This is a genomic window from Dyadobacter sp. CY345, from assembly GCF_021502725.1.
Classification (GTDB): Bacteria; Bacteroidota; Bacteroidia; order Cytophagales; family Spirosomataceae; genus Dyadobacter.
On the sequence record NZ_JAKFFS010000001.1, the window covers coordinates 1761710 to 1786466 of the forward strand.

Here is a 24757-nt window from a genome sequence, read left to right on the forward strand (position 1 = left end):
CGTCAGGTTTCAGGTTGGTGTAGTTTTCATCAGCTGAAACCTTTTGTTTTTTGCTACTCGTCGGAAGTTTAATGTTACAGTTCGTGGCTTGATATTTATACAATTATACATAAGTCAAAAGATCGTCAAACCTTAAACTTGTCGGTATATGCACACAGAAACTGCCATCGTTATTCTTGCTGCCGGGCGATCGTCAAGACTGGGCCAGCCAAAACAATTATTGCCATTCAAAGGGAAAAGTCTGCTTTTACACATAGTTCAAACGGCAAAAAAGGTTTCTGATAAAGTTTACGTAATCCTCGGTGCGAATAGTACGCGAATTCAAACCGATATCAAAAGTTGTGGTGCCAAAATAGTATTTAATGAAGAATGGGAGGAAGGTATGGCATCTTCAATCCGGTGCGGCCTGGGTGTTTTAAAAAGCGATTTGCCGGAGTTGAAATCGGCCATTTTTATGGTATGCGATCAGCCATTTGTTACCAGTGATTTGCTCGAAAGTTTGATAAAGGAAAAAGATTTGTCAGGAAAGAGTATTATCGCCAGCTCCTATTCAGAAATCGTAGGAACTCCGGTTTTATTCGATGAAAGTATTTTTTCTGAGATGATGGAACTCAAAGGAGATATCGGGGCCAGAAAAATCATTCTAAAAAGTAAAGATCGTCTGGCGACCGTTGATTTTCCTTTGGGTAATGTAGACATGGATACCGCTGAAGATTACAAAAAGTTGCTGGCTCAGAAGGACTTGATGTAATTGAAATCAATTATCATTACTCATGCAATACTGCTTTGAGCTTTTTGCTTTCCTCAGCATTAAAAGTAAAAGATCGCGATGAAATTTTGTCCCCAAAAACAGAATCTGCCAACATTAATTTGATAACAAGATTGTCGCTTTTCAGCCAGATTCCGCGATCTCCTGAATAATCACCCTTTCGGAGAATTTCCTCAAAGTCATAAAACGGTTCTTGGAACGCAACTGAAATGATTGGTGCTTCGTGATTGAAATCTATCTGGACAGTGACCGTTTTTATTTCGTCTAATAGATCATCTTTAAAATGGGTATTTTTCAATATCACATTCAGCGAATTCTCGGACGGTATCAGCCGGGTATACTGGGAATAGTCCATGGACATTTGACATGTGGGATAAAAATTGGGGAGATAATACCAAGGAATGAATTGCCAATTTGGGATTTGTAACCGAGGTCAATTTAGGCACGGTTTTATTATTTTATGACCTATATCATCAAAAACCAAAAATCATGAAATCATCAGCAGAACATATTCAGACAAATAATTTCAACGCAAACGACGGGTTCGAACAATTCCAGGACAGCACGAATCCATTTATGCCGCAAGTGAAAATGGCAGAAGCAACAACTGCTAATAAACCTGGAAAACGTCGTCGGATTCTGAAACCTTTGTATAGTGTAAGGCTTAGCTAATATAGTCTGATTAAAGGCAGTTTTTTCGCGTATTTCGCTGTCTACCTATTCTCACACCTTAAAGGTTTTACTGAAAAGTACCCGCATCTCGATTTATTCGATGTTCGGATACTTTTTTATATTTACATCGGTCCAATTCCACAAAAATTAGAACCTTCTTCCTCTGCCAGAACTTTGCTCGTGGACGTGGTTCGGACTGAAACAACCGGGTCTTTTTCGGGACGGCTGTGAATTACATCTTTCTTGTTGCGGAGTGATGTCCCTGGTTTTTTGTTCAAAACAGCCTTAATTTCCGCAAGGACCGATAATGCAATTTCTTCCGAAGTTTCAGCTCCGATATCCAGACCAACCGGACCATAAATCCTTGATTTTTGTTCTTCGGTAAGCGTGATGCCCTCTTCACCTAATTCCAGAAACATTTTCTCCAATTTCTTTTTCGGTCCGAGGCTTCCGATATAGACAGGATGCTCGGTTGAAATAAATTCCCTCAACACACCTAGATCGTAATTATAATTATGCGTCATCAAAACGAAAACTGTTTGCGAATCACACTCGATTTGGGAAACTAAATCGGCAGATTTTGTAACCAGAATTCTGTCAGCCATAGGAAAACGTTCCGCCGTCGCCTGATTTGCCCGACCGTCTGCCACAGTAATAGTCCAGCCCAAAAGCGATGCCATACCGGCCAACGGAATTGCGTCATTTCCAGCTCCGACGATCACCAGCGATACAGGAGGCTTCAGGAACTCTATAAAAGCAGTCAGTTTTTTCTGATCGAAGGAATTTGTTTTAAAAACGGATTCCTGATTTATAAATACAGTTACGGCGTCTTTAAGAAATGTATCGACATACTTTGAAAATTCATCCGCTAAGAATATTGTCGATTCGTGATCAGCCAGTAATATGCCTGTTCCTGGTTGATTTGTCCGTTCGGTCATTGAGAATAAAGTAACCAGAACCGAGTTAATTCTTTCTTTTGTCGCTTTAATCAGAAGCGCAATCGGGTGATTTTCTTTTTCTGAATCAATAGGTTCAAATAAAATATGAACAATGCCGTTACAGCCCAACTGAACGCCGAATTTTGCATCATCGTCGTCCATTGTGTCATAAGTCACCAACTTATTACTTTGCTGGGAAATGGCCAATAATGCTTTTCGCAAAGCATCTCCTTCCAGACAGCCGCCACTGATTGCACCAGTCAGCTGCCCGTCTTCGGTAACCAGCATCCGCGCTCCAGGCCTCCTATACGAGGAGCCTTCAACATGAACAACTGTTGCCAGTGCCATTCTTTTTCCCTCGCCAAGCGCCCGATGGTAGGCCTTTATGATATCTGTAATTTCTTTCATCTATATATTGACAGCAGAAAGCTTCAAATTATTCCGGTGTTTTTCGACAATTTCTGCAAAGGCTTTACAACTATATTCAATTTCCGAAAGCGTTGTGAATCTTCCTAGACTGAACCGGAAAGAACTTAAGGCAAGCTCGTCCGGAACATTCATCGCCATTAAAACATGACTTGGTTTTGAAGTGACAGACGAACAAGCAGAACCTCTCGATAAGGCAATTTCATTACATATTTCCAAAAGCAAATTATCACCGTTTATACCATCAAAAGACATATTTGTGATATTTGGTAACCGATTTTCTGTGGTTCCATTAACTCTTGCCCCATCTATCGCCAACAACTTTTGTTCCAACAAATCTCGAAGTTGTGTTACAATTTCACTCTCATTATTAAGATTTGCCATGCATAAGGCGCAAGCCTTTCCGAAACCGACAATACCAGGAACGTTCTGCGTTCCGCTCCGCATATTTTTCTCATGACCACCTCCATGAATCTGTGGAAAAATGGTGACTTTTGGATTTTTCCTACGGACATATAACGCGCCGACACCTTTGGGGCCGTATAATTTATGGCCGCTCATTGAAAGTAGGTCAATGCCATCGTCTTGGACGTTTACAAGGATTTTTCCTACTGCCTGGGTGGCATCGGTAAAGAAAAGAACACCATGCTTTTTAGCTATTGCGCTAATTTTCTCGATGGGTTGAAGGACGCCCGTTTCATTATTAGCATATAAAATCGAAATAAGAATGGTATCATCTGTTATCGCATTTTCCAGATTTTGCAGGTTGATCAAACCAGTTTCATCAACGGGAAGATAAGTGACCTTGCCACCATTTCTTTCAATCCATTCGCAGGAATCAAGAACAGCGCGATGTTCCGTGACGCAGGTAATTATATGATTTCCTTTACCAAAGTGACTTTCAAATGTTCCCTTAGTGGCAAGATTTATAGCCTCAGTAGCGCCGGACGTAAAAACAATTTCGGTTGGATGTGCGCCGATAAGATCTGCTACCTGCTCGCGTGCGATGTCAACAGCCTCTTCCGCAGCCCAGCCGTATACATGCGAACGGCTGGACGCATTACCGAAATTTTCCAGAAAGTAAGGGAGCATAGCTTCCAGAACTTTTGGATCCATAGGCGTCGTCGCGCTATTATCCAGGTATACGGGTAGTTTCAAAATTTAGATATTAACTTTTTAATTGTAACGAATCAATCAAAAACTTCATTCCTGAATTTTAGATAATCCTGAAAAACAGTTTGAATATTTAATCAAACGTGTTCCTAAGCTGTTGATCCGGGACGCTTTTCCAGGTGACAATATTTTGTTTACTTTTATTGGTAAACTTAGAAAATACAAAATAATGAAAAAGAAATTTATATTCCTGGGTTTAGTAATCAGCTTGTGCAGTGCCGTTTTCAAAGTTGCGGAATTTCCGGAAGCAGATATAACCAATGGTATCATTAAGGCTAAATTATATTTGCCCGACGTAACCAATGGCTATTATCAGGGAACACGATTTGACTGGGGCGGCGTGATTCCAAGTCTGGAATATAAAGGACATACTTACTTCGGAAAATGGTTTGATAACTATGATCCAAAAATCCACGACGCGATCTGTGGCCCTGTTGAGGAATTTACGCCGCTGGACTATATGGACGCAAAACCCGGATCAGAATTTGTCAAAATAGGTGTGGGGATTTTGAAAAAAGCGGACGAAGAACCGTATTCATTTTCGCGGAATTACGAAATTGTTGATAACGGCAAATGGACAGTGAAAAGAAGAAATGATGTGGTCGAATTTAAGCAGGAATTGGCGGACAAATCCGGTTATGCTTATATATACCTTAAAACGGTCAGGCTGACGAAGGGAAAACCGGAACTTGTATTAGAACATATTCTGAAAAATGTTGGTAAAAAAGCAATTTCTACGAGTGTCTACAATCACAATTTTTTCATGATCGATGGCGAACCAACTGGTCCGGGAATTAAAACGACATTCACGTTTGATGCCTCGGCTGAGGGCAAAGGATTTGGTACAATTGTCAATATCGATAACAGATCACTACGTTATACCCGGACCCTGGAAAAAAAAGAAAACGTTTTTACGGCAGGAATTCAGGGACTAACCCAATCACCAAAAGATTACGATTTAAAAATTGAAAATATCAAAACGGGAGCCGGCGTTAGAATTACAAGTGATCAGCCGATTGAAAAACTTGTATATTGGGCTTGTTCAACAACCGCTTGCCCGGAACCTTATATCAAATTGAACGTTGACCCAGGGAAAGAAGTCAGGTGGACAATCAATTATGAATTTTTTGAAAAAGTGAAAAAATGAGCCGTTTTTTTTGAGTTTCATTTCACACAACACACAAAACTCTTGATATCAACATTATTCATTTAAAAATACAAATGAAGTTATGAGTCAAAATTCATTCTCGCAGGGATTATTTCAAAAAGCGCCAATCGTTGGTATCATCAGAAACCTCTCTCTGGAAGATTTAAAACAGATATTGCCCATCTACCGGGAGGCTGGTTTAACGACGATTGAAATTACAATGAATACGCCCGGCGCAGCTGATATGATTAAATATGCGCTGGAAAATGACAGTGAGGGCTTGAATATTGGCGCAGGAACAGTTTGCACGAAAGAAGATCTGAACGATGCACTGGATGCAGGTGCTCAATTTATTGTGACGCCTGTGATCAGTAAAAAGATAATCAAACGTTGCGTGAAAGAAGGAGTTCCTGTTTTTCCGGGTGGTTTTACGCCCACGGAGTTGTACAATGCCTGGACGTATGGCGCCACGATGGTTAAAATCTATCCCGCCACTTCGCTCGGTCCGGACTATATCAAAGATTTGAAAGCACCGTTAAATCAATTAAAAGTACTTCCGACGGGCGGTATTAATCTTGAAAATATGGATCAGTTTCTGAAAGCAGGAGCCGACGGCCTGGGAATTGGAAGCCAGCTTTTTGATAAGAAAATGATACAGGAAAAAGATTGGGCAGCGTTAAAAGCTTACTTTGAAAAGTTTGTTGAAAAACTCAAATTTTTTACAAAGGCCTGAGTTATTTGCTTGCTGAAAGTTTTTATTTATCCAACTTTATATCGATGTTATCGCGCGTTGGCAGTTCTTATAGCCTTCGCTTCTTTTCGGTATTTATCAAGATTTATCAAAACGACGCTTCCTAAAATTACAACAAGACCGATGACCTGAATAGAGGATATTGTTTCCTTGGCAAAAAATACACCAAGTAAAACCGCGATTACAGGATTTACATAAGCATAAGTACTCACTTTCGTGGACGGCTGAACTTTAAGCAACCACACATATGCGCTGTATGCCGCAATTGATCCGAAAAATATCAGGTAAACGATTGAAAGCCAGGCGCTGGTTGGTATGTTAGACCAGTCAATTAACGTAAACTCTCCCTGAATCAGGCTACCAGGAATAAATGCAACGCCGGCAATAAGCATTTGCCAGGAGGTGTTTACCATCGAAGAACCGCCTGTTGTATTGTATTTTGAATAAAGTGAACCGCCTGCCCAGGAAATTGTCCCGATTACGAGCATGGACAAACCGATCAACTCGGAACCGTTTTGAATGGACGAAAATGCGGCAATAAGGTGTTCGCTGAATAACAGAATGACCCCTGCGAAACCAATCAAAAGCCCGATAATCGTAGATCGGTTGTTCAGATTTTCCTTCCATTTTGGCTTGTCCAGCAAGATAAACCAGATAGGGGAGGAAGAGATCATGATCGCGACCATCGCACTTGGAAGCGTTTGTTCTACCCAAATAACCACTCCGTTTCCGACAAAAAGTAAAAGTAAACCAGTGACTGCCGCCGTCTTGATACTTGGGAAATCGAATATTTTTTCACCTTTAATTACGCACCAGCCCATCATTAGCAAACCTGCGGCAATAAACCTGAGAACACCAATCATAAACGGAGGGAATCCGGTAAGTGCTTTTTGAATAAAAAAGTAAGTGGATCCCCAGACGATATAAACCGTTGCGAAAGCCAGTACCACCATGGCTGTCGAGGCACTTTTGTTTGGGTTAGATTCCATGATTGTTATTTTTCAGGTATTACCAATTGTTGTTGCTCTTTCACAGTTTCCAACACAATGGTTGTTCTGGTAGACAGGATATTAGGGATTTTACTGAATGAATTTCGCATCAAATCCATCAGCGTTGAAGAATCTGCCGTCCGCACTTTTATCAGATAACAATCCTCTCCGGCGATATGATGGACTTCCTGCACTTCCGGAATTTTTGCCAATTCCACCGCAGCATTATTGCTTCCAAGTCCATCTGCTGCTTTCATTGAAATAAAAGCCAATAGTTTTTGCTGCAATGCGACAGGATTTAGCCGCGTCGTGTATTGCAGGATCACGCTTTTCTGTTCCAATTTTTTTACCCGCTCCAAAACTGCCGAGGGAGCCATTTCCAGTTCACGTGCCAAATCAGCATTGGAAATGCGTGCGTTTTCTTGCATCAGCCGCAGGATGCTTAAATCCACTTTGTCTAATATAATTTCTGATCCGTTCATCGTTCTGTAAAACTATTTAAATTCAGAATTATATTCAATATTTATTGAATAATTATTTATGATGTTCGATTAATCGGTCGTTCTTGTGTATGTTTTAATTATCGAAACTCTGGAATTTTCTTGGAGTAACCATCGTTTGTATTGTAGTTTCTCAATGATTTTAATTACAAGTTGCCCATCAATCTCATGGCCGGTATTTTTAATGAAGAAGTGAAAATAGATAGTAAAGTTTCTGGATCGACGACATATCAAGCTGCACAGGCGGTGGCAAAGACGGTTGAGGAGCATTTTCTTTACCATCACGAATCAGCAAAACAACACAGTATAGATGATTTTGCACCCAGGCCGAGCGCAGAAGTGATTGAGGCAATTATTGATACCACTTTCTGGGCAAGTCTTCGCAGGGAAGAAGGGCATTCTCCCTCAGTTTCCCTGGCTTTTCTTCCTCCGGAACGATCGGGACAACCTTTGATTTTCGAACAACGACTTAATTTTTCGCCCGCAATCCTGACCAAACTCGCGCCGGCGGTAGAGCGTTCGGGCATACATTTGGGTATCTGGATTGAAAATGGTGAGCTTTATATCTGGGGAACTACACGTATTATTCCCAATTTATGTTTCGTACTTGAAGTAATCGAGCCGGGCATGCTGGTAATCAAACACCGCCGTATCGATGGTTTTGGTAAGTTTGTGAATGTGGCAGTTCTTAAAGGCGACCAGATAAAAATTGTGGATGATATAAGCGGAAAAATTCCTGATTGTCCGAATCTGGTAACTTCGCTGATTGGGTTTAATTCTTCTTCGCTCTGGAATGATTCACTGAATGTGATGGTGCAACTGGCCGTTTCCATGCGCGATCACAAACGCGGCGGAACTTTGCTGGTTGTTCCGTCCGGGAAAGAAACCTGGCGCGACTCGATTATCCATCCGATATCCTATTCCGTAACGCCAACTTTTACGGAGCTCGCCGATCTTTATAAACAACATGAAACGGAATCGGAACATCCGGTTTGGTTGAACAAAATTACCAGCGCGGTAAATCACATTGCCGGCTTAACAGCTGTCGACGGTGCAACGATTATCAATGATCGCTTTGAATTACTTGCCTTTGGTGTAAAAATCGGTCGCTCTGCATTTTCGTCACGGGTTGATAAGATTATGGTTACAGAACCTATTGTAGGAAACGTAGCGTCTGTGGTTCACCCGGTTCAAAATGGCGGAACACGGCATTTGTCTGCTGCGCAATTTGTTTATGATCAACGCGATAGCCTTTCCTTGGTTGCTTCCCAGGATGGTCGTTTTACGATTTTTTCTTGGTCGCCATGTGATAATATTGTTCAGTCGCACCGGGTTGATACGTTGTTGTTTTGATACACTTCGACAAGTTTTCGTGACCCGGTTTCTTACCCGTCGGACGGTGAAAAAACCGTCCGACGGGTGGCTCGAAAATCACTATTTCTTATTTATAGTTTTGGACTTATTTTAAAGTCCTCAATCTCTTTCGATTGAACTGTTCGTATAGCTGCTTCCGTGTTGGCTACACGTTTTTTCTTTGAATATTATTTTATTCAAAATATTTAAAGAATTTTAAAGTAATCTTGAAAATCATCCGTCTTCCTGAAAAAATTGGGAAATGCTTAGCCAGGGAATGACAACAGATACCGGAAATACAATTGGGGATACGATCAAAGAATACGGGAAACGTCTCTTTGGTTTTATTCGCAATAAGGTGCGTTCGGAGGAAGATGCTGAGGATATTTTACAGGACGTTTGGTATCAGCTGAGCAATGTGATCAACATTGATGAGATTGAGCAGATGAGTGGCTGGTTACATCAGGTTGCCAGGAATAAAATAATTGATAAATACCGAAAAAAGACTCCCGAGCTAATCGAAGACTTCAACTATGAAGACGACGATGACGGTTTTAATATGGGTGAAATTCTCCTTGCAGATAATTATACACCGGAAACTGAATATATAAGAGAGGCTTTCTGGAAGGAGTTATTTCTGGCTTTGGAAGAATTACCGGAAAATCAGCGTCAGGTATTTGTGTGGAATGAACTGGAAGACCTTACTTTGCAGGATATAGCAAACCGCACGAATGAAAATCTAAAAACAATTATTTCGCGGAAAGGGTATGCTGTGAAGCATCTGCGCAAGCGGATGAAACGCTTATATGAAGAATTTTTTAATTAAAAGAATATAATAATGTACAACGGTCCGAAGGATTTCCGAAGAAACAAGGCCAAATTTTTGCTGATTGTTCCACTTATCATTTGTCTTGTAAGTGGTACTGTGATGCTCTTATGGAATGCAATTTTACCCGAGCTTCTTGGCGTGAAATACATTAATTTTTGGCAGGCTGCCGGATTGTTAGTGCTTTGTAAAATACTTTTTGGAGGTTTTGGTTTTGCTAAACGTCATGATGGTGGGGGTATGGGTTTTCGGGAGAAATGGCAGAGAAGTTCAGAAGAGCGAGAGAAAATAAAGGAGGAATGGAAAAAGAGATGCGAACAATGGCGAGACAAAACCGCCGGACGATAGGGGACAGGAAAATCACAAATTAATTTCCTGCCAATTTATATATATTGAATTAGAAAAATAAGTGTGAAATTTGGAAAGGTGGTCCGGTATATGGATTACCTTTTTTTGTTTTTCAGACGAACTTTCAGATTTTTAATGTTTTCGAACTAATTCGCTTTTTGTGGTTATATAATTTGAAAGTATACTGATTAAAGTACTATTTTCGATATATTATGACGAATTTTGACATATCCCAAAAGTAAGCTTCTGCCGGATTTTGAGAAAATAGTAATTTTTGTAGATAATAGATTGCCAGAATTTAATTAGGAAAGGTAAGCTCAGCGATGGACTATTTAAAGAAGGAATTTTACAGTTTAATTAGTAAACGTGAGGATATATTTGATTTCATTCAGCAATTAGGCCTGGATGGATTCTGGTATTGGGATTTAGAAAATCCGGATAATCAATGGGCTAGCCCCAAATTATGGAGTAGCCTTGGTTACACGGCACAAGATCTTCCACTTTTCAGAAATAATTTACAAACCATCGCATTTCAGTCAGATATTGAGAATTTGGCGGAGGTAGCCTTGTTGTTTTGCGATACTCCTGGTGCAGTTTTTAAAAAAGTAATCCGATTCGTGCACAAGACTCAGTTTACGGTTTGGATGCGTTGTCATATCAAGTGCATTTGTAATGAGCAAGGTAGGCCTATCCGTTTTGTTTGCGGAGCGAATGTTATCACAAATGAGAATGACGGGAATCTTTATATTCGAGAGGAGACGCGTTTTCATCAATTGGTCCTGAATAACCAGTCCATATACATCACCAGGATAAACTGGGAGGGTAATTATACTTATGTAAACGAATACTTTTGTAAAGCTTTTGGAGTGAGCCGCGAAGAAGTACTTGGTACTAGCTCAGTAGCAACTATTGTCCCGGAAGATCATCAAAAGTGTTTTGATGTGGGTAGATTCTGTTTTGAAAATCCAGGAGAGCCCCACAAGATTATACTTCACAAGTACACCAAAGACGGTAAGGTCCAGGCCAGTGAGTGGGAGTTTACAGGAATTCTTGATGATCAGGGAAATGTTAGCGAGATTCTTAGTGTGGGTTTTGACGTAACAGGAAAAGTCAAAATGGAGAGGGATTTTTCAGCCCTGGTTTCTAATATGACTGACGTTCTATTTATAATAAATCCCGAGGGCATTTTCACTTTCGTTTCGCCAAGCTGGACAAGATTATATGGGCATGAGATTTGTGAAACGATCGGTCGCAGTTTCACCGAGTTTGTGCATTCAGATGATATAAAACGCTGCTTTGCTGCTTTGAAGGCTACGGTTGAGCAAGGAGATTCTGTACCGCAGGTTGAGCATCGGATTCGGCACAAGGACGGAAGGTGGTTCTGGAGCAATACCAGAGCAAGTCTGGATCCCAGAAATGGCGAAATTGTTTTAACGAGCCATGATATTACACAAAGGAAAATTAATGAAGAGAAGCTGAAAGAGCTTGCACTGGTGGCCTCCAAAACCACCGAGATGATAATTATTGCAGATGCCAACGGGGTTATTACCTGGGTTAATGAGGCGTTTGAAATACGTTCAGAATACAAATTATCGGAGGTTATCGGGAAAAAACCCTCGGACTTGGTTCATGGGCCAGAAACTGACAAAGAGACCAGAACAAGAATTGGCAAGGCAATACGTGAAAAATTGCCGGTAAACGAAGCTATTTTAAATTACAGCAAATCAGGAATTAAATACTGGATCGATTTAAATTTGAATCCCGTCATTGATGAATTTGAAAAATGTACCAATTTTATCGCTGTCATGCGGGACATTACCGTTTTCAAAGAGGCCCACGAGGAGTTGAGCCGTACGAAAGAGCTCTTGGAACAAACGAGTAAAGTAGCAAAAATAGGAGCATGGGAATACGACGCGGACAAGGATCTTCTTACCTGGTCAGCACTGACAAAAGAAATTTATCATACGTCTCAGGATTTTATACCAACCATTGAAAACTGGTTTAGTTTTTACAAAAACGAATCTACCAGGGCCAAGGTTTTCGATGCATTTCACGATTGTCTTGAAAATGGAACACCGATCCATATTGATGCAACAATTATTATAGATAATCAGGAGGAAATCTGGATACGGATCATTGCAAAGGCCGACTTTGAAAACGGAAGAACGAGCCGCGTGTTTGGTATTATCCAAAATATTGACGAATTAAAAAAAGCTGAAAAACTAAGTCAGAAAAATGTCATATTACTCCGCAAATTATCGGCACAGATACCCGGAACGTTGTTTCAATTTCAGGTATTCCCGGATGGTTTGATGACCTTCCCTTATGTATCGAAGGATTCTTTAAGTTCATACCACCTATCCAACGGTCTAATTTTAAAAGACAGAGCAGATCTTTTTCATGGTGTGCATCCAGATGACGTTGAATTATTCAGTACCTCTATTGCTCATTCAAGAGACACGCTTGAAAAGTGGAGTTTGGACTACAGGGTTGTTGATGACACTGGGGAAGTGCATTGGCTGAATGGAGAAGCTGTGCCCGAACAATTGGATGATAGTTTGATTTGGCACGGTTATTTGCAGGACATTACAGATCGCAAGCTGGCTGAACAGGAGATTTTGAATGCACGTGAGCAAGCGGAAGCTGCCAGTAAATCAAAGTCAGAGTTTCTGACGAATATGAGTCACGAGATCAGAACACCGTTAAATGGCGTTATCGGTTTCACTGATCTTTTGATGAAAACAGATCTTGATGAGACACAGCATCAATATCTTACAATGGTTTTTCAATCAGCAAATTCGCTTTTGGATATCATAAATGATATTCTGGATTTTTCTAAAATAGAAGCCGGGAAATTGGAATTATCCATTGAAAAAACGGATCTGCTTGAAATTTGCGGACAGGTTACAGACATGGTAACTTATCAGGCACATCAAAAAAATCTGGAAGTGTTGCTGAATATTTCGGCTGATGTTCCTCAATTTGTATGGGTAGATCCTGTTCGTTTGAGACAGATTTTAATCAATCTTCTGGGTAATGCAGTCAAATTTACCGAGAGTGGAGAAATTGAGCTTAAAGTAGAGGTTGAGCGGGAGACAGAAGATGGAGAAACAACATTCTGCTTCTCTGTCCGCGATACCGGAATTGGAATCAATGAGAAAAATCTGCTTAAAATATTTGAAGCCTTCGCACAGGAAGATGCGTCGACTACGAAGAGATTTGGAGGCACAGGGCTCGGTCTGCCGATTTCAAACAAGCTTTTGGCATTAATGGATAGTCAATTGCAGCTGGAAAGTAGGCCGGGAATAGGAAGCAAATTCTTTTTTGAAGTTACTTTCAAATCTTATCAAAGCGCATTGCCAGACTGGTCAAATATTGAATCGGTTCATAACGTTCTGATTGTTGAAGATAACGTGACAAATGGCATCATTCTTAGAGATATGCTGGCGAACCGACAGATTGAATCGGAAATTGCTCACAGTGGTGAAGAAGCGATTTTCAAATTAAACGCTGGAAAGAAATTTGATGTCGTGCTTATCGATTGCCATTTGTCAGATATGGAAGGAATCGAAACTATTCGGCAGATAAGGAACAGCGATAATTCGGCAATAAATGTTCAGCATATAATCTTGATGTATGAATCGACTGATGACGAACATATTTTCGCATTGAGTAAGGAGCTTGATATCATTTACCAGCTTGTGAAGCCAATAAAAATTAAGAAACTTTTTAACGCCCTGCAAAAATTGGATAATAGTGAAAAACCGGAGTTGCTGCCGATAACAAAACCAGAAGCTTCCGAGATTCCTGAGTTGGATCGTGGAGAAATTACGATTCTGGTTGCAGAAGACAATAAGATCAACATGATTCTGGTTAAGACATTTCTGACAAAGATTGTCGCAGAAATCAGAGTTATAGAGGCTTTAAATGGCAAAGAAGCAGTATCGCTATTTATAAAAGAACAGCCGGATCTTGTCTTAATGGATGTGCAAATGCCGGAAATGAATGGTTATGAGGCGTCGATAGAGATAAGGAAAAACGAAAATAATGGAAAACGAACGCCTATCATTGCGTTAACTGCCGGAACGCTTAAAGGCGAGCGTGAGCGTTGTGTAGAGGCCGGAATGGACGATTATCTGACGAAGCCAGTTTTAAAAGAGACACTTCAGGCGACTTTAGACAAATGGCTTGTCAAGCAAGTTTAATATAACACCAGGACATTTGCACTAAACGAATGTCCTGGTTCCCGCATAATTCTCACGGAATTCTTTTGGTGTGCAACCGTTTTTGTTTTTGAAAATCCTGTTGAAATACGATAGATTATTAAAGCCGGATTTGTAAGCGATTTCGGAAATCGTGTTGGTAGTGTCAATCAGCGATCTTGAAGTATGCCCAAGCCTGATCTCATTTAAGCTTTCAATAAATGTTTTGCCCGTTCTCTTTTTTATAAATCTGCTGAATGAAACTTCCGTCATTCCTGCCAGCTTCGCTACGCCTTCCAGTGTGATTTCTTTATCATAATTGTCACGCATGTAAGCAAAAACTTTCTCAATCCTTCTGCTGTTGAAGTTGATATTTTCATCCGTGAAGGTACTGTTTGACAATATGCGCATGTTCCGAGAAATCGATAGATCATGTAAAATTGACATCAATTCCAATATGGAATCAAAGCCGCTTTTCTGATTCAGCGCTTTCAACCGGGGCATGATTCTCTCAATCGTATCCCTGGAAAAAGAAATTCCTTTGACTGCCTTTTCCATTAAAGAGCGGATGAAAAACAATTGATTCCGGCGAAGCAGTTTGTCATCAAACAAATCACGGTGAAATTGCAATGTGATTTCCTCAATTTCCGGCATACCCTCTTCCCATTTATACTGATGCGTAAACCAGCCATGCGGAAGATTATTTCCCACCAAAACCAGCTCCGCATCTTCGATGACTTCGGTATGGTCACCGACAATTCTTTTCACGCCCTTTCCTCCCATGATCAGGTTGAGCTCAAACTCGTTGTGGTTGTGCAGAGGAAAGTCGAAAGTCTTCTTTTTTCTGGAAAAAACTGTAAAGCAATCGTATTGGGTCAAAGGCGTAATTTCCCGGTAAACTTCGATCATCTTGATGTCAGAGATTAATATTTTAATCAAATATACAGATTAAAGATTAATAATTGTATCAGATATATTTGATTAAAATATGAATATTATTTATACGATTAACGTAATAATAGGCGCGTAATCTTTGTATTTTATTTCTTATATACAATTATTACTCTGAATAGACATGTCGGCCCGTTTTTATTCGCGTAAACATTGATAAAATAGTATTACAATCGGGTGTAGTATTGTACATAATTTTGCATGATTCGAGGGAGTTGTCGTCGTTGGTATTTCTCAACATCAAATCTCAGATTTCACAGTTTTTCAGATACGATTTTTACAGCTTTTTATAACCGGTTATTTATGAGAAAATTATTTTTATTGACAGTTATTTCCTTCTCACTAAGTCATTTTAGTATTGCTCAGATTGACGCCAAAGCCACGAAGGAAACCAAAGCTTTGTACAAAAATCTTGATAAATTTTCCAAGACAAATATTCTCTTCGGGCACCAACACGCTACCGAGTATGGACACGGTTGGTCTGGCGATGCTGATCGTTCTGATGTGAAGTCTGTGACAGGCTCACATCCGGCTGTTATTGGTATTGATATAAGTGGATTATCTGGCCGACCTGTTCAGGAAATTGAAAAAAACAGCGAGTCACTTCGGAAAAATGTTGTCGAAACCTACAATAGGGGAGGTGTCACGACCATCTCGTGGCATTTTTCAAATCCGGCATCGGGTGGAGGTTTTTATTGGAAAGATTCCGTTTCCGTTCGTGCGATTGAGCTTATAAAGCCGGGTGGATCTCACCACGAAAAGTATAAGGAAATATTGAAGACCGTTGCTGATTTTACCAAATCGGCGAAAGGGAAAAACGGTGAGGCTGTCCCGATGTTATTTCGCCCATATCACGAATTCGACGGTGACTGGTTTTGGTGGGGAAAAGGTCATTGCTCACGCGAAGATTTTATTTCCGTATGGCAATTTACAGTTTCATATATGAGGGATTCTTTGGGCGTTCATAATTTTATCTATGTATTTTCGCCGGACTGTAAATTCAATTCTGAGCAGGAATTTTTAGAAAGATATCCAGGTGATCAATTTGTTGATATGGTCGGTATGGACAATTACGCTGACTTCGGCAGAGATGGAAAGTACAATTTGAAAGCTGGTGTGCAGAAATTAAAGATCATTTCAGATTATGCAAAAAAAGCGAACAAACTCGCTGCGTTCACTGAAACCGGCTTGGAAACGATTCCTGATAAAAACTGGTGGACTGAGTCTCTTTTAAAATCTTTAAAAGCGGAGAAAATAAATCTTGCTTATGTTCTTGTTTGGAGAAATGATACCAAAAGTCCAACACATTACTACGCGCCGTTCCCGGGTCAGATAAGCGTTCCTGATTTTATGAATTTTTATAACGATCCGTACACTTTATTTGAAAAGGATCTTAAAAATATTTATCGGTAAACATTTTAAGAGTAAACCGGATTGTTGAATTTTTCTTGTTTGCAATTGTTATCAGGCATATCACTGCAATGAAAATTGTATATTGCAACCTCGATGCAAATGAGAATTTAATATGGAATCAAAATCGCCGATTAACGTATATTTAATCACCGGGTTTCTTGGAGCCGGGAAGACAACGTTGTTGAATCACATTTTGAAAAGTCTGGAAAAGACCAGAAATGTGGTTATTGAAAATGAATTTGGCAAAGCGTCTATTGATGGAAACCTGATAACAAAACAGTATAGTCAGCTTTATGAATTGAGTAATGGTTGTATCTGTTGCTCTCTGGATGAAGAATTATATGATGTTTTGAACGTCCTGGCTTTCAATGAACAACGCCCGGACAATCTTTTTATAGAAACGACGGGTGTTGCAGATGCCGGAACGGTAGCAGAAATTTTCAAAAGGGAAGACGTTGGAAAAGTCTTCAAACTGAGAAAAGTAATCTGCGTTACAGATGCGGAAACGGTGGAAGATTATATCACCGAAACCGAAGAAACTATTCGTCAGATCGTAATTTCAGATTTGATTATCATCAATAAAACGAGTTTCGTCTCGCCTGAATATGTTACGAAACTTGAAAGTTTGATGGCGTCGTTGAATCCATTTGCAGAAATTATTTTATCATCCGATGGTAAAATTTCGCTTGACGCGTTGGAAGGTGAAAGGCAGGAAAAGACAGAGAATATTGGAGAGATTAATTGTAATTTCACGCATACCAACGTCCATAAAATCAAAACCGTTACGTATAAAACGGAAAATGTTTTCTATCGCGATTACCTGATGCACACGTTGAATGTGTCGCTTATGTTACATTACAAGCAGATTTACAGGATCAAGGGCTTTGTTAAGTTCGAGGGAAGTAATGAAAAGGTGCTTGTGCAATCGACCGGAAAGCGACTTACTTTTGAAAACTACGGAACTTGGGACGATGAAGATCCTATCTCTGAATTGGTATTCATCGGTGTCGGACTGGAAACAGCTGCAATCCAAAGGATTCTTCGGCCCGCGATTAAAAAGTAACTAATGAAAAGTTAAAATCCATGCGACTTGCTATTACCAAAGGCGGCATATGATCTTTCCGCGAATACGTGAAAACATTCTCTCTGACATTCTAATATTTGTTAAATCGGATTAGTGCAATTCGTGTATTCGTGGCAGCTTTTCACTAAATTAGCTTTGAAACTCACTAAGCTATTTAATTTTGAAAACAACTGCCTTTTCCCTCAACTGGCCCAACCTGAATATGGCAAAAAAACACAATTCTTTCGAACTGATTGTTCTGTTCTTTTTTCTCCTTTCTACTTCGCAAACTTTATTTGCGCAAAAAGGGAAAGTGAATGAAGATTCGCTCTACATCCGGGAGCACTATACCAAAATCGAACGCATGATTCCTATGCGCGACGGGGTTAAATTGTTCACTGCGATTTATGTCCCGAAAGACATTTCGACTTCAAAAAAATATCCAATTCTTTTGAACAGAACACCATACAGTTCTGCACCCTATGGAGAAAATTTCTTTAAAACAACATTAGGACCTTCAATGCATTTTGCTCGCGACGGTTATATTGTTGCCTATCAGGACGTTAGGGGAAAATATATGTCGGAAGGAGACTTTGAGGCCTATCGTCCTTTTATTCCAAACAAAAAAAGTAAAACTGATATCGATGAAAGCTCTGATACTTTCGACACAATCGACTGGCTTCTAAAAAATATTCCGGACAATAATGGAAAAGTAGGAAGCTGGGGAATTTCGGCACCCGGATACTATGCGACAATGACCGCAGTGGATGCCCATCCGGCGCTGAAAGTAGCGTCTCCCCAGGCGCCGGTAACGGATTGGTTTATGGGCGACGACCGTCATCATAATGGCGCTTTTTTTCTGATGGGCACATTTTCTTTTATCTCCTCCTATGGCGCACCAAGGCCGGTGCCAACGCCAAAAGGAACACCGGCTTTTTCGAATTATGGCACGCCTGACTCCTATGAATTTTATAAAAAGCTCGGTCCGCTGAAAAATGTTAATGAGAAAATCTTCAAAAATGAAAACCGTATATGGAATCAATTGATGGAGCATGAAGTTTATGATGAATTCTGGCAATCGCGCACGCCGGTTCCGCATTTGAAAAACATAAAACCTGCCGTTATGGTGGTAGGTGGATGGTTTGATCAGGAAGATTTGTATGGACCCTTGAAAACATACCAGGGCATAGAAAACAACAAACCAAAGTCTCCGAATTTGTTGGTTATGGGCCCATGGATTCATGGAGGCTGGGCGAGAGGAACAGGCGAATCGTTGGGGAACATTCGTTTCGGATCAAAAACGAGTTCCTTTTATCAGTCAGAGATCGAGCTTCCTTATTTTAATCATTTTTTGAAAGATAAAACTGATCCTAATCTTCCTAAGGCCTATATTTTTGAAACAGGTTCCAATGAGTGGAAAAAATATGATCAATGGCCACCGAAAAATACGGTTGAAAAAAAGTTGTATTTTCATCCAAATGGTAAGCTCTCCTTCGAACCTGCGGTTGCAAAAGCTGCTTCTGCGTTTGATGAATATACCAGCGATCCGGCCAAACCAGTTCCTTATACTTCTGAAATAAGAATAATACGGGGCAGTGACTATATGTATGAAGATCAGCGCTTTGCTGCTACCAGACCGGATGTTTTGGTTTATGAATCCGATATTTTGAAAGAAGATATTGCGATCTCTGGTAATGTTTTTGCTGACCTCTTCGTGTCTACAACCGGAACGGATGCAGACTTTGTTGTCAAATTGATCGACGTTTACCCAGGTGATGCACCAAACGACAGTCCGGTGAATCCATCAATGAAAATGGGCGGTTTTCAGCTTTTGATTCGGGGAGAGGTAATGAGGGCAAAATTCCGAAACAGTTTTTCAAAACCGGAGCCAATGGTACCAAATAAAGTGGAACATGTGAAGTTTGACATGCAGGATGCTGCGCATCGTTTTAAAAAGGGGCACAAGATCATGGTTCAGGTTCAAAGCTCTTGGTTTCCATTGGTTGACCGCAACCCTCAAAAGTTTGTGAATATTTATACGGCAACTGAGGCAGATTTTCAGTCAGCGAAACATAGAATTTATACGTCAGGCTCAAACGCTTCGTATGTTGGTTTCAGGGTTTTCGAATAAAAGAAATTTGACCCGAACATAAGTATCCGCTGTCAGGTATATCCCTGATAGCGGATTTTTTATAAAATCGACTTCTTTAATTTTCTTCATGCGTTAATTTGTTCAGCCGATCAATCAAACGAATCAGATCTTCTTCGGCATCAGTCAATTCCTTTAATTCACCCTTGTCGATAGCATTTCCGGCAGGATCATTAAAATTTTTGAATTCTTCACTCACGTCAGGATTTTCACGGTTTTCTGATGCAAATTCTGCTGTAAGATCAATGTCGGTTTTGTCAAACTCGACCTCCTGTCTTTTGGCCATAATCTTTTCCCGTAGCTCTTTTATTTCCCGTTCTTTCTGATTTTCCATTTCTGTATTTTGTTTCTTAATGATGCATTTTCTTTAAAAAACCAGGCCAGTTCAGTCTGTTTCATAAACCGATTGTAAGAAGATGACAATTAAATTGTTGTGAATATTCGTTTTTTAAGGGTTATCAAGTTGATACAATTCATATCATTTTGATAGTAATTAAAAGTCCATAGAAGTAAGTGTGTAATTTGTAATTATTTGTGCCACAAAAGGTTAGGAGTTATATCGCTTGAAAGGAACAAGAATGATATGGTTATTGTCAGGATTTAATTTATTGATTATGATCACACAATTTCAGGTTATCGGTTTATTGAAAGAAGAGCTGCCCAAAATGAGTGTTAAGGATTACTTTTCAGAAATTCCAAGGGCATTTTCATCCATCCACGCTTCAATTTATTGTCTGTCCGATTTTACCAGGAAAAATCTCGAATCAGAACATTTCATCACTGCACGGAAATGTTTTGTGCTTGCAGAAAGAATTTACATAGAAGGAGATATTATGGTGCAGCTATTGATCGAGCAGGTTTTTATCGACTCACTAATTCTGGCGAAAACGATCAAAGGGAAAAATCATCTGGAAATACTCATTCCGCCTGTCCTTCAAAAAATCTATATCAAACACCAGGAGCAAATACCTCCCAGCCATATTTAAAAATCATCAGAGAGACAACGACCAGGAAGATTATTCTGACGAAATCATTCCCTTTTCGCAGCGCGAGTTTGCTCCCGATTATGTTTCCGGCGATATTCATTGCTGCCATAATCAGGGCGAGTTCAAGCATATAATTTCCCTGACGGATAAAAACGATCAAAGCGGAAATGTTAGTAATACAGTTGACTATTTTTGCATAAGCAGAGGCCTGTACAAACTCAAATCCAAGCACCACAACGAAAGCAAGTACAAAAAAACTACCTGTTCCGGGACCAAAGAAACCATCATAGAAACCAATAACAAGGCCAATCAACCCGCCGTAAAACAGCTGTTTCTGAAAAGAAAGCTCCTTTGTTTTTATTGATCCAAGATCTTTCTTGAAAAAAGTGTAGACCGCGATAGCAATCAGAATAAAAAGGATAATTGGTTTGAGCACATTTACATTGATCAAACTGACAATTCGGGCACCGGTGAAAGAGGAAATAGAACAGCACAAAGAAATGACAAACAAGAGTCGGAAATCGAACACGATTTTCCTGGCATAATTGAAAGCCGCCACCGAAGTTCCAGCCAGCGCCGCGATTTTATTGGTACCAAAAATCGTTGCAACGGGAGCATTTGGAAAGGCGATCAGTAAGGCGGGAATTTGAATTAATCCTCCACCGCCAACTACCGCGTCTATGAATCCGGCAACGAAGGCGAGGGCGCTAAGTATAATTAAAGTGGAAGTGGTGTAGTCGGCGAAAAATTCAGAAAACATTTGATAATTTTAAATCGATAGCAGTTTGTACGAAACTAATACGCTGCCGTCGAAGAAAAATCGTCCGGTAAGATTATATTATTGAAGGATTACGAATTAAGAAAGATTTAAAGTAAAATCACTTTGTGCGGTTCGGGAAAGCTTTCCATGGGCGCTTCCGGGTATTCAAGCGAGATACGCTTCCCGGACTTTTCTGCTTCCTCCAAAAGCTGGAAAATTTTTTCTTCACCCTCAATTTTTAACGCCTGATACAAGAGGTTTCCATATTGAAATTCATTAGAACCGAAACCGTGTACTTGTGCAGCGAATTGGTATTGATCGAACAATTGTTTTCCTGTCATGGCTATTTGATGTTTTGGAGTGTTTCTTTTCCTGAACAACAGATGTAATTAATAAATCAAAGGTTGCACGATAATTACTTATCCAAAATAAAATTATGAGCAACGGCAAATATTGATCGAACAAAGCGAGATTTCCAGGTTACAGCGCCATTCAATATGATTCAATAAGAAATCATAGATTCAGTGAACCGTGTTATGTGCCAGACTGTTCCTTAAAAACTCCGGCCGCCACCGCGTATATATTCCGGATTCAAGTTTATGGTTCAAAAAATTATACACAACTACAAAGTTTCATTTAGCGGACTCAGCAAAGAGACCTGGTTATTGAGTTTCGTAATCCTGATCAACCGTTGCGGCTACATGGCTGTGCCGTTCATGAGCATGTATATCACCCAGAGTATGCACAGGAGTATAGCGGATGCTGGACTAATCATCACGCTATTTGGCGTTGGTTCGGTGTTAGGTGCCATGGCTGGCGGATACCTGACAGATAAAATCGGTTTTCATACCGTGCAGATCGTTAGTTTGATGACCAGCGGATTATTGTTTGTCCTGTTCGGCCACATTGATGATTTTAACGGTTTATGCGTTCTTACGGTTGTGCTAAGTTTTTTTGTTGAAGGTTTTAAACCTGCCAATAATACTGCCGTCGCTGCCTATTCCGCTCCTGAAAATCTGACCCGTTCCTATGCTTTGAACCGGCTGGCGCAAAATGTTGGTTTTGGGTTTGGGACTTCCGTAGGCGGAATTCTGGCTGCTATCGATTATCATTTATTGTTCTGGGTTGATGGGGTAGTTTATTCACTTGCCGGTTTACTAATCCTGTTTCTCCTCCCAAAAGGAAGGAAATTACCAGTGAAATCAAAGGACGACAATGCGGAAATCCTGGTCTTATCGCCCTGGAAAGATCCATTTTTTTCTCGATTCATATTTTTGGTTACAGTTTATATGATCAGTTTTGTACTACTGTTCCGATTGGTGCCCGTTTATTGGAAAGAACAGCTAAATATCGGTGAATCTACGATCGGGATTCTTTTGGGGATGAACGGAGTGATCATTGCACTTGTCGAAATGGTCCTTATACAAAATCTGGCAGGTCGAAAACCAGAGACTTTTTATATTGTCACGGGCGTCTTTTTTACAGCGATAGCCTACGTTTTTCTCGTGCTTCCCGGCGTTAGCCCATTAGTCATCGCTGCCGCCACGGTCTTGTTTTTTACAACTGGTGAAATGTTGACTTTGCCTTACATCAGCACCATGATCATGAGCAGGGCCACTGAGTTGAACCGTGGGAAATATTCTGCGGCATATTCCTTGTCATGGGCAGTCGCCCAAATTATTGGCCCCGCAGGAGGAGGATATATTGCAGCGCATTGGGGTTACAACACGCTCTGGATCGTATTGGTCGTCTTTTGTGTCGTTACAGCCATTGGTTTCCGGTTTTTGTTTCAGAAACAAATGCGCTTTGGCTGACCGTCATTTCAGCTCCGTAGTAATAAATTCCAGAATCCCGTCTCCTGTGTTTTCAAGGTCGTGGATTGCGCTGCCGTTTGCCAGGATATTTTGAAAGGAGGTTTGGTTTTTTGTGAAAGTAAAACTAACTGTACTGCCATCTTCCTGATGAGAAATACCTTTTCCATCCTGTAATACAACCCAGAAATAATCATAATTGTGACGGTGATAATGAATTCTTTCACCCGGTTGCAGGCCAATGTGCCAGACCTTTACTTTGTCATTTTCAAAAAGTAACGTGTCACCCACATTTTGATTTTCGTTATTTTGAAGAAGCTCTTCTTGCAAGCCTTCCGGAGATAACGATGTTCTGGACATAGTATTGAAAGGTTAAATGGTGTATGGATAATTGTTGTGTCACATCAAAAAGTCTTAAAATTGTTAAAATTACTCTTAAACGATGAGGCATTTAGCTGTCCATTTATTTTGAATTCCCAGGCAACCAATGTGTAGTAGCTGACGTATGTTATAGGACGACAGATTTAATTGCATAAAATAATCCCATCAATTTGTTCGCTTCGTAATTACTTTATAAACTAGTGAAATAGTTCTATCAGGTATTTAAACTTGTATGTTAATCGACAGAAACACTCTAAAATTGCTGAGAATTCCTTTCTCGTTTTTCCTGATGCCATTGTTTTTATTTGCCCTCAGTCAGGCCGAAACAATATCCATTACCAAAGCCATCATATCATTTTTAATCATTCATTTGCTCGTTTATCCTGCAAGTAACGGCTACAACAGCTACATCGATCGTGACGAAGACAGTATAGGCGGTATCGAAAAACCACCTTTGCCGACAGAGAAACTTTTTTTTGTTACCGTTTTTCTGGATATACTGGCGCTTATCCTGGCGTCAATTTTAATAAGCTTTTTGTTTGCATGTTGCCTCGCTTTGTATATAGCCGCTTCCAGAGCTTACAGTTCAAAACAAATTCGGCTTAAAAAATATGCAGTTCCCGGATTTCTCGTAGTTTCCATTTTTCAGGGCGCTTTTACATATTACATGTCAATTGTCGGAATTACCGGGAAAGGATTGCCGTTGGACTTGCCAACACTCTTTATTTTACTAGGTTGCTCATTTCAAATTGCAGGCGCATATCCCTTGACTCAGATTTATCAACATAAACAGGATTTGCAAGACGGCGTTGTCACGCTTAGTTATAAGTTGGGATATCGCGGGACGTTTATTTTCACAGCGATCATGTTCGCCTTGTGCAACGGATTTTACTATTTATACTTCGAACAAAAGGACTCTGGAACAGTTTTTTTTGTTATTCAGATGTTCTTTCTTCCAATCGTGATTTATTTCTGTTATTGGTTCTATCTTGTAAATACAAGCGTTGCGAATGCGAATTTTAAAAATACGATGCGCATGAATTGGATTGCCGCAATTTGTATGAACAGTTGTTTTTTAGTACTCATTATTATCAATTATTTCCTTTGAGTTATATCACCGCTATTGAAACCGCAGTACCTGAAAATTGT

At 40.1% G+C, this 24757-nt stretch carries 24 protein-coding genes; 14 read left to right on the forward strand and 10 right to left on the reverse strand.

Annotated features, from left to right (window positions below):
- Positions 1–148: 148 nt before the first annotated feature.
- Positions 149–751, forward strand: coding sequence for an NTP transferase domain-containing protein (locus tag L0657_RS07395; protein WP_235149826.1), 603 nt, complete (start codon positions 149–151; stop codon positions 749–751).
- Between the two features lie 16 nt (positions 752–767).
- Here L0657_RS07395 and L0657_RS07400 read toward each other — a convergent pair whose 3' ends face one another.
- A complete protein-coding gene (locus L0657_RS07400) occupies positions 768–1124 on the reverse strand; it encodes a hypothetical protein (protein WP_235149828.1) in 357 nt (118 codons plus the stop codon).
- A 134-nt stretch (positions 1125–1258) separates the two neighbouring features.
- Here L0657_RS07400 and L0657_RS07405 point away from each other — a divergent pair, with 134 nt between their 5' ends.
- Positions 1259–1441, forward strand: a complete 183-nt coding sequence (locus L0657_RS07405; RefSeq protein ID WP_235149830.1) for a hypothetical protein — start codon at positions 1259–1261, stop codon at positions 1439–1441.
- Between the two features lie 122 nt (positions 1442–1563).
- Here the strand turns inward: L0657_RS07405 and L0657_RS07410 are convergent, their stop codons facing one another.
- Positions 1564–2787, reverse strand: coding sequence for an XdhC family protein (locus tag L0657_RS07410; RefSeq protein WP_235149831.1), 1224 nt, complete (start codon positions 2785–2787; stop codon positions 1564–1566).
- Positions 2788–3963 (reverse strand): cysteine desulfurase family protein, encoded by a 1176-nt coding sequence (locus tag L0657_RS07415; RefSeq protein ID WP_235149833.1) that lies wholly within the window; start codon positions 3961–3963, stop codon positions 2788–2790.
- Between the two features lie 184 nt (positions 3964–4147).
- On the opposite strand from L0657_RS07415, the gene L0657_RS07420 reads away from it, so the two are divergent.
- Together L0657_RS07420 and L0657_RS07425 are read left to right on the forward strand one after the other, a co-directional pair.
- Positions 4148–5125, forward strand: coding sequence for a hypothetical protein (locus tag L0657_RS07420; protein ID WP_235149835.1), 978 nt, complete (start codon positions 4148–4150; stop codon positions 5123–5125).
- An 82-nt stretch (positions 5126–5207) separates the two neighbouring features.
- Positions 5208–5858 carry a bifunctional 4-hydroxy-2-oxoglutarate aldolase/2-dehydro-3-deoxy-phosphogluconate aldolase gene (locus tag L0657_RS07425; protein ID WP_235149837.1) on the forward strand — a complete coding sequence of 217 codons (651 nt, stop codon included), beginning with the start codon at positions 5208–5210 and terminating at the stop codon, positions 5856–5858.
- Positions 5859–5905: 47 nt separating this feature from the next.
- Here the strand turns inward: L0657_RS07425 and L0657_RS07430 are convergent, their stop codons facing one another.
- Positions 5906–6865, reverse strand: a complete 960-nt coding sequence (locus L0657_RS07430) for an EamA family transporter (RefSeq protein WP_235149841.1) — start codon at positions 6863–6865, stop codon at positions 5906–5908.
- A 5-nt stretch (positions 6866–6870) separates the two neighbouring features.
- On the reverse strand, positions 6871–7347 hold the full coding sequence (locus L0657_RS07435; RefSeq protein WP_235149843.1) for an Lrp/AsnC family transcriptional regulator: 477 nt from the start codon (positions 7345–7347) through the stop codon (positions 6871–6873).
- Positions 7348–7533: 186 nt separating this feature from the next.
- Here L0657_RS07435 and L0657_RS07440 point away from each other — a divergent pair, with 186 nt between their 5' ends.
- The 4 genes from L0657_RS07440 (at position 7534) to L0657_RS07455 (ending at position 14097) form a co-directional block, all read left to right on the forward strand.
- Positions 7534–8718, forward strand: a complete 1185-nt coding sequence (locus L0657_RS07440) for a putative sensor domain DACNV-containing protein (protein WP_235149845.1) — start codon at positions 7534–7536, stop codon at positions 8716–8718.
- A gap of 262 nt (positions 8719–8980) precedes the next feature.
- Positions 8981–9544 carry an RNA polymerase sigma factor gene (locus L0657_RS07445; RefSeq protein WP_235149846.1) on the forward strand — a complete coding sequence of 188 codons (564 nt, stop codon included), beginning with the start codon at positions 8981–8983 and terminating at the stop codon, positions 9542–9544.
- Positions 9545–9556: 12 nt separating this feature from the next.
- Positions 9557–9892 carry a hypothetical protein gene (locus L0657_RS07450; RefSeq protein WP_235149848.1) on the forward strand — a complete coding sequence of 112 codons (336 nt, stop codon included), beginning with the start codon at positions 9557–9559 and terminating at the stop codon, positions 9890–9892.
- 323 nt (positions 9893–10215) lie between these two features.
- Positions 10216–14097, forward strand: a complete 3882-nt coding sequence (locus L0657_RS07455) for a PAS domain S-box protein (protein WP_235149851.1) — start codon at positions 10216–10218, stop codon at positions 14095–14097.
- Between the two features lie 21 nt (positions 14098–14118).
- On the opposite strand, the gene L0657_RS07460 is transcribed toward L0657_RS07455, so the two are convergent.
- Positions 14119–15033: an AraC family transcriptional regulator gene (locus L0657_RS07460; protein WP_235149854.1), complete on the reverse strand. Its 915-nt coding sequence runs from the start codon at positions 15031–15033 to the stop codon at positions 14119–14121.
- A 315-nt stretch (positions 15034–15348) separates the two neighbouring features.
- Between L0657_RS07460 and L0657_RS07465 the strand changes: the two genes are divergently transcribed.
- The 3 genes from L0657_RS07465 (at position 15349) to L0657_RS07475 (ending at position 19652) form a co-directional block, all read left to right on the forward strand.
- The gene (locus L0657_RS07465; protein WP_235149855.1) at positions 15349–16458 is read left to right on the forward strand and encodes a glycoside hydrolase family 26 protein; all 1110 of its coding nucleotides are present in this window, start codon (positions 15349–15351) and stop codon (positions 16456–16458) included.
- A 112-nt stretch (positions 16459–16570) separates the two neighbouring features.
- Positions 16571–17521 (forward strand): GTP-binding protein, encoded by a 951-nt coding sequence (locus L0657_RS07470; RefSeq protein ID WP_235149857.1) that lies wholly within the window; start codon positions 16571–16573, stop codon positions 17519–17521.
- Positions 17522–17744: 223 nt separating this feature from the next.
- The gene (locus L0657_RS07475; protein ID WP_235149859.1) at positions 17745–19652 is read left to right on the forward strand and encodes a CocE/NonD family hydrolase; all 1908 of its coding nucleotides are present in this window, start codon (positions 17745–17747) and stop codon (positions 19650–19652) included.
- Between the two features lie 76 nt (positions 19653–19728).
- Here L0657_RS07475 and L0657_RS07480 read toward each other — a convergent pair whose 3' ends face one another.
- Positions 19729–20004: a hypothetical protein gene (locus tag L0657_RS07480; protein WP_235149860.1), complete on the reverse strand. Its 276-nt coding sequence runs from the start codon at positions 20002–20004 to the stop codon at positions 19729–19731.
- Positions 20005–20284: 280 nt separating this feature from the next.
- Here L0657_RS07480 and L0657_RS07485 point away from each other — a divergent pair, with 280 nt between their 5' ends.
- Complete coding sequence (locus L0657_RS07485) at positions 20285–20656, forward strand: hypothetical protein (RefSeq protein WP_235149861.1); 372 nt, start codon at positions 20285–20287, stop codon at positions 20654–20656.
- Here L0657_RS07485 and L0657_RS07490 read toward each other — a convergent pair.
- Entirely contained in the window at positions 20619–21416 is a 798-nt protein-coding gene (locus L0657_RS07490; protein WP_235149862.1) for a TSUP family transporter, read from the reverse strand. The two genes, L0657_RS07485 and L0657_RS07490, sit on opposite strands and share 38 nt — an antisense overlap.
- 107 nt (positions 21417–21523) lie before the next feature.
- Positions 21524–21757 carry a hypothetical protein gene (locus L0657_RS07495; RefSeq protein ID WP_235149863.1) on the reverse strand — a complete coding sequence of 78 codons (234 nt, stop codon included), beginning with the start codon at positions 21755–21757 and terminating at the stop codon, positions 21524–21526.
- A 258-nt stretch (positions 21758–22015) separates the two neighbouring features.
- Between L0657_RS07495 and L0657_RS07500 the strand changes: the two genes are divergently transcribed.
- A complete protein-coding gene (locus L0657_RS07500) occupies positions 22016–23230 on the forward strand; it encodes an MFS transporter (RefSeq protein WP_235149864.1) in 1215 nt (404 codons plus the stop codon).
- A 3-nt stretch (positions 23231–23233) separates the two neighbouring features.
- Here L0657_RS07500 and L0657_RS07505 read toward each other — a convergent pair whose 3' ends face one another.
- Complete coding sequence (locus tag L0657_RS07505) at positions 23234–23587, reverse strand: hypothetical protein (protein ID WP_235149865.1); 354 nt, start codon at positions 23585–23587, stop codon at positions 23234–23236.
- 253 nt (positions 23588–23840) lie between these two features.
- On the opposite strand from L0657_RS07505, the gene L0657_RS07510 reads away from it, so the two are divergent.
- Positions 23841–24716, forward strand: coding sequence for a UbiA family prenyltransferase (locus tag L0657_RS07510; protein ID WP_235149866.1), 876 nt, complete (start codon positions 23841–23843; stop codon positions 24714–24716).
- The last annotated feature ends 41 nt before the right edge of the window (positions 24717–24757 follow it).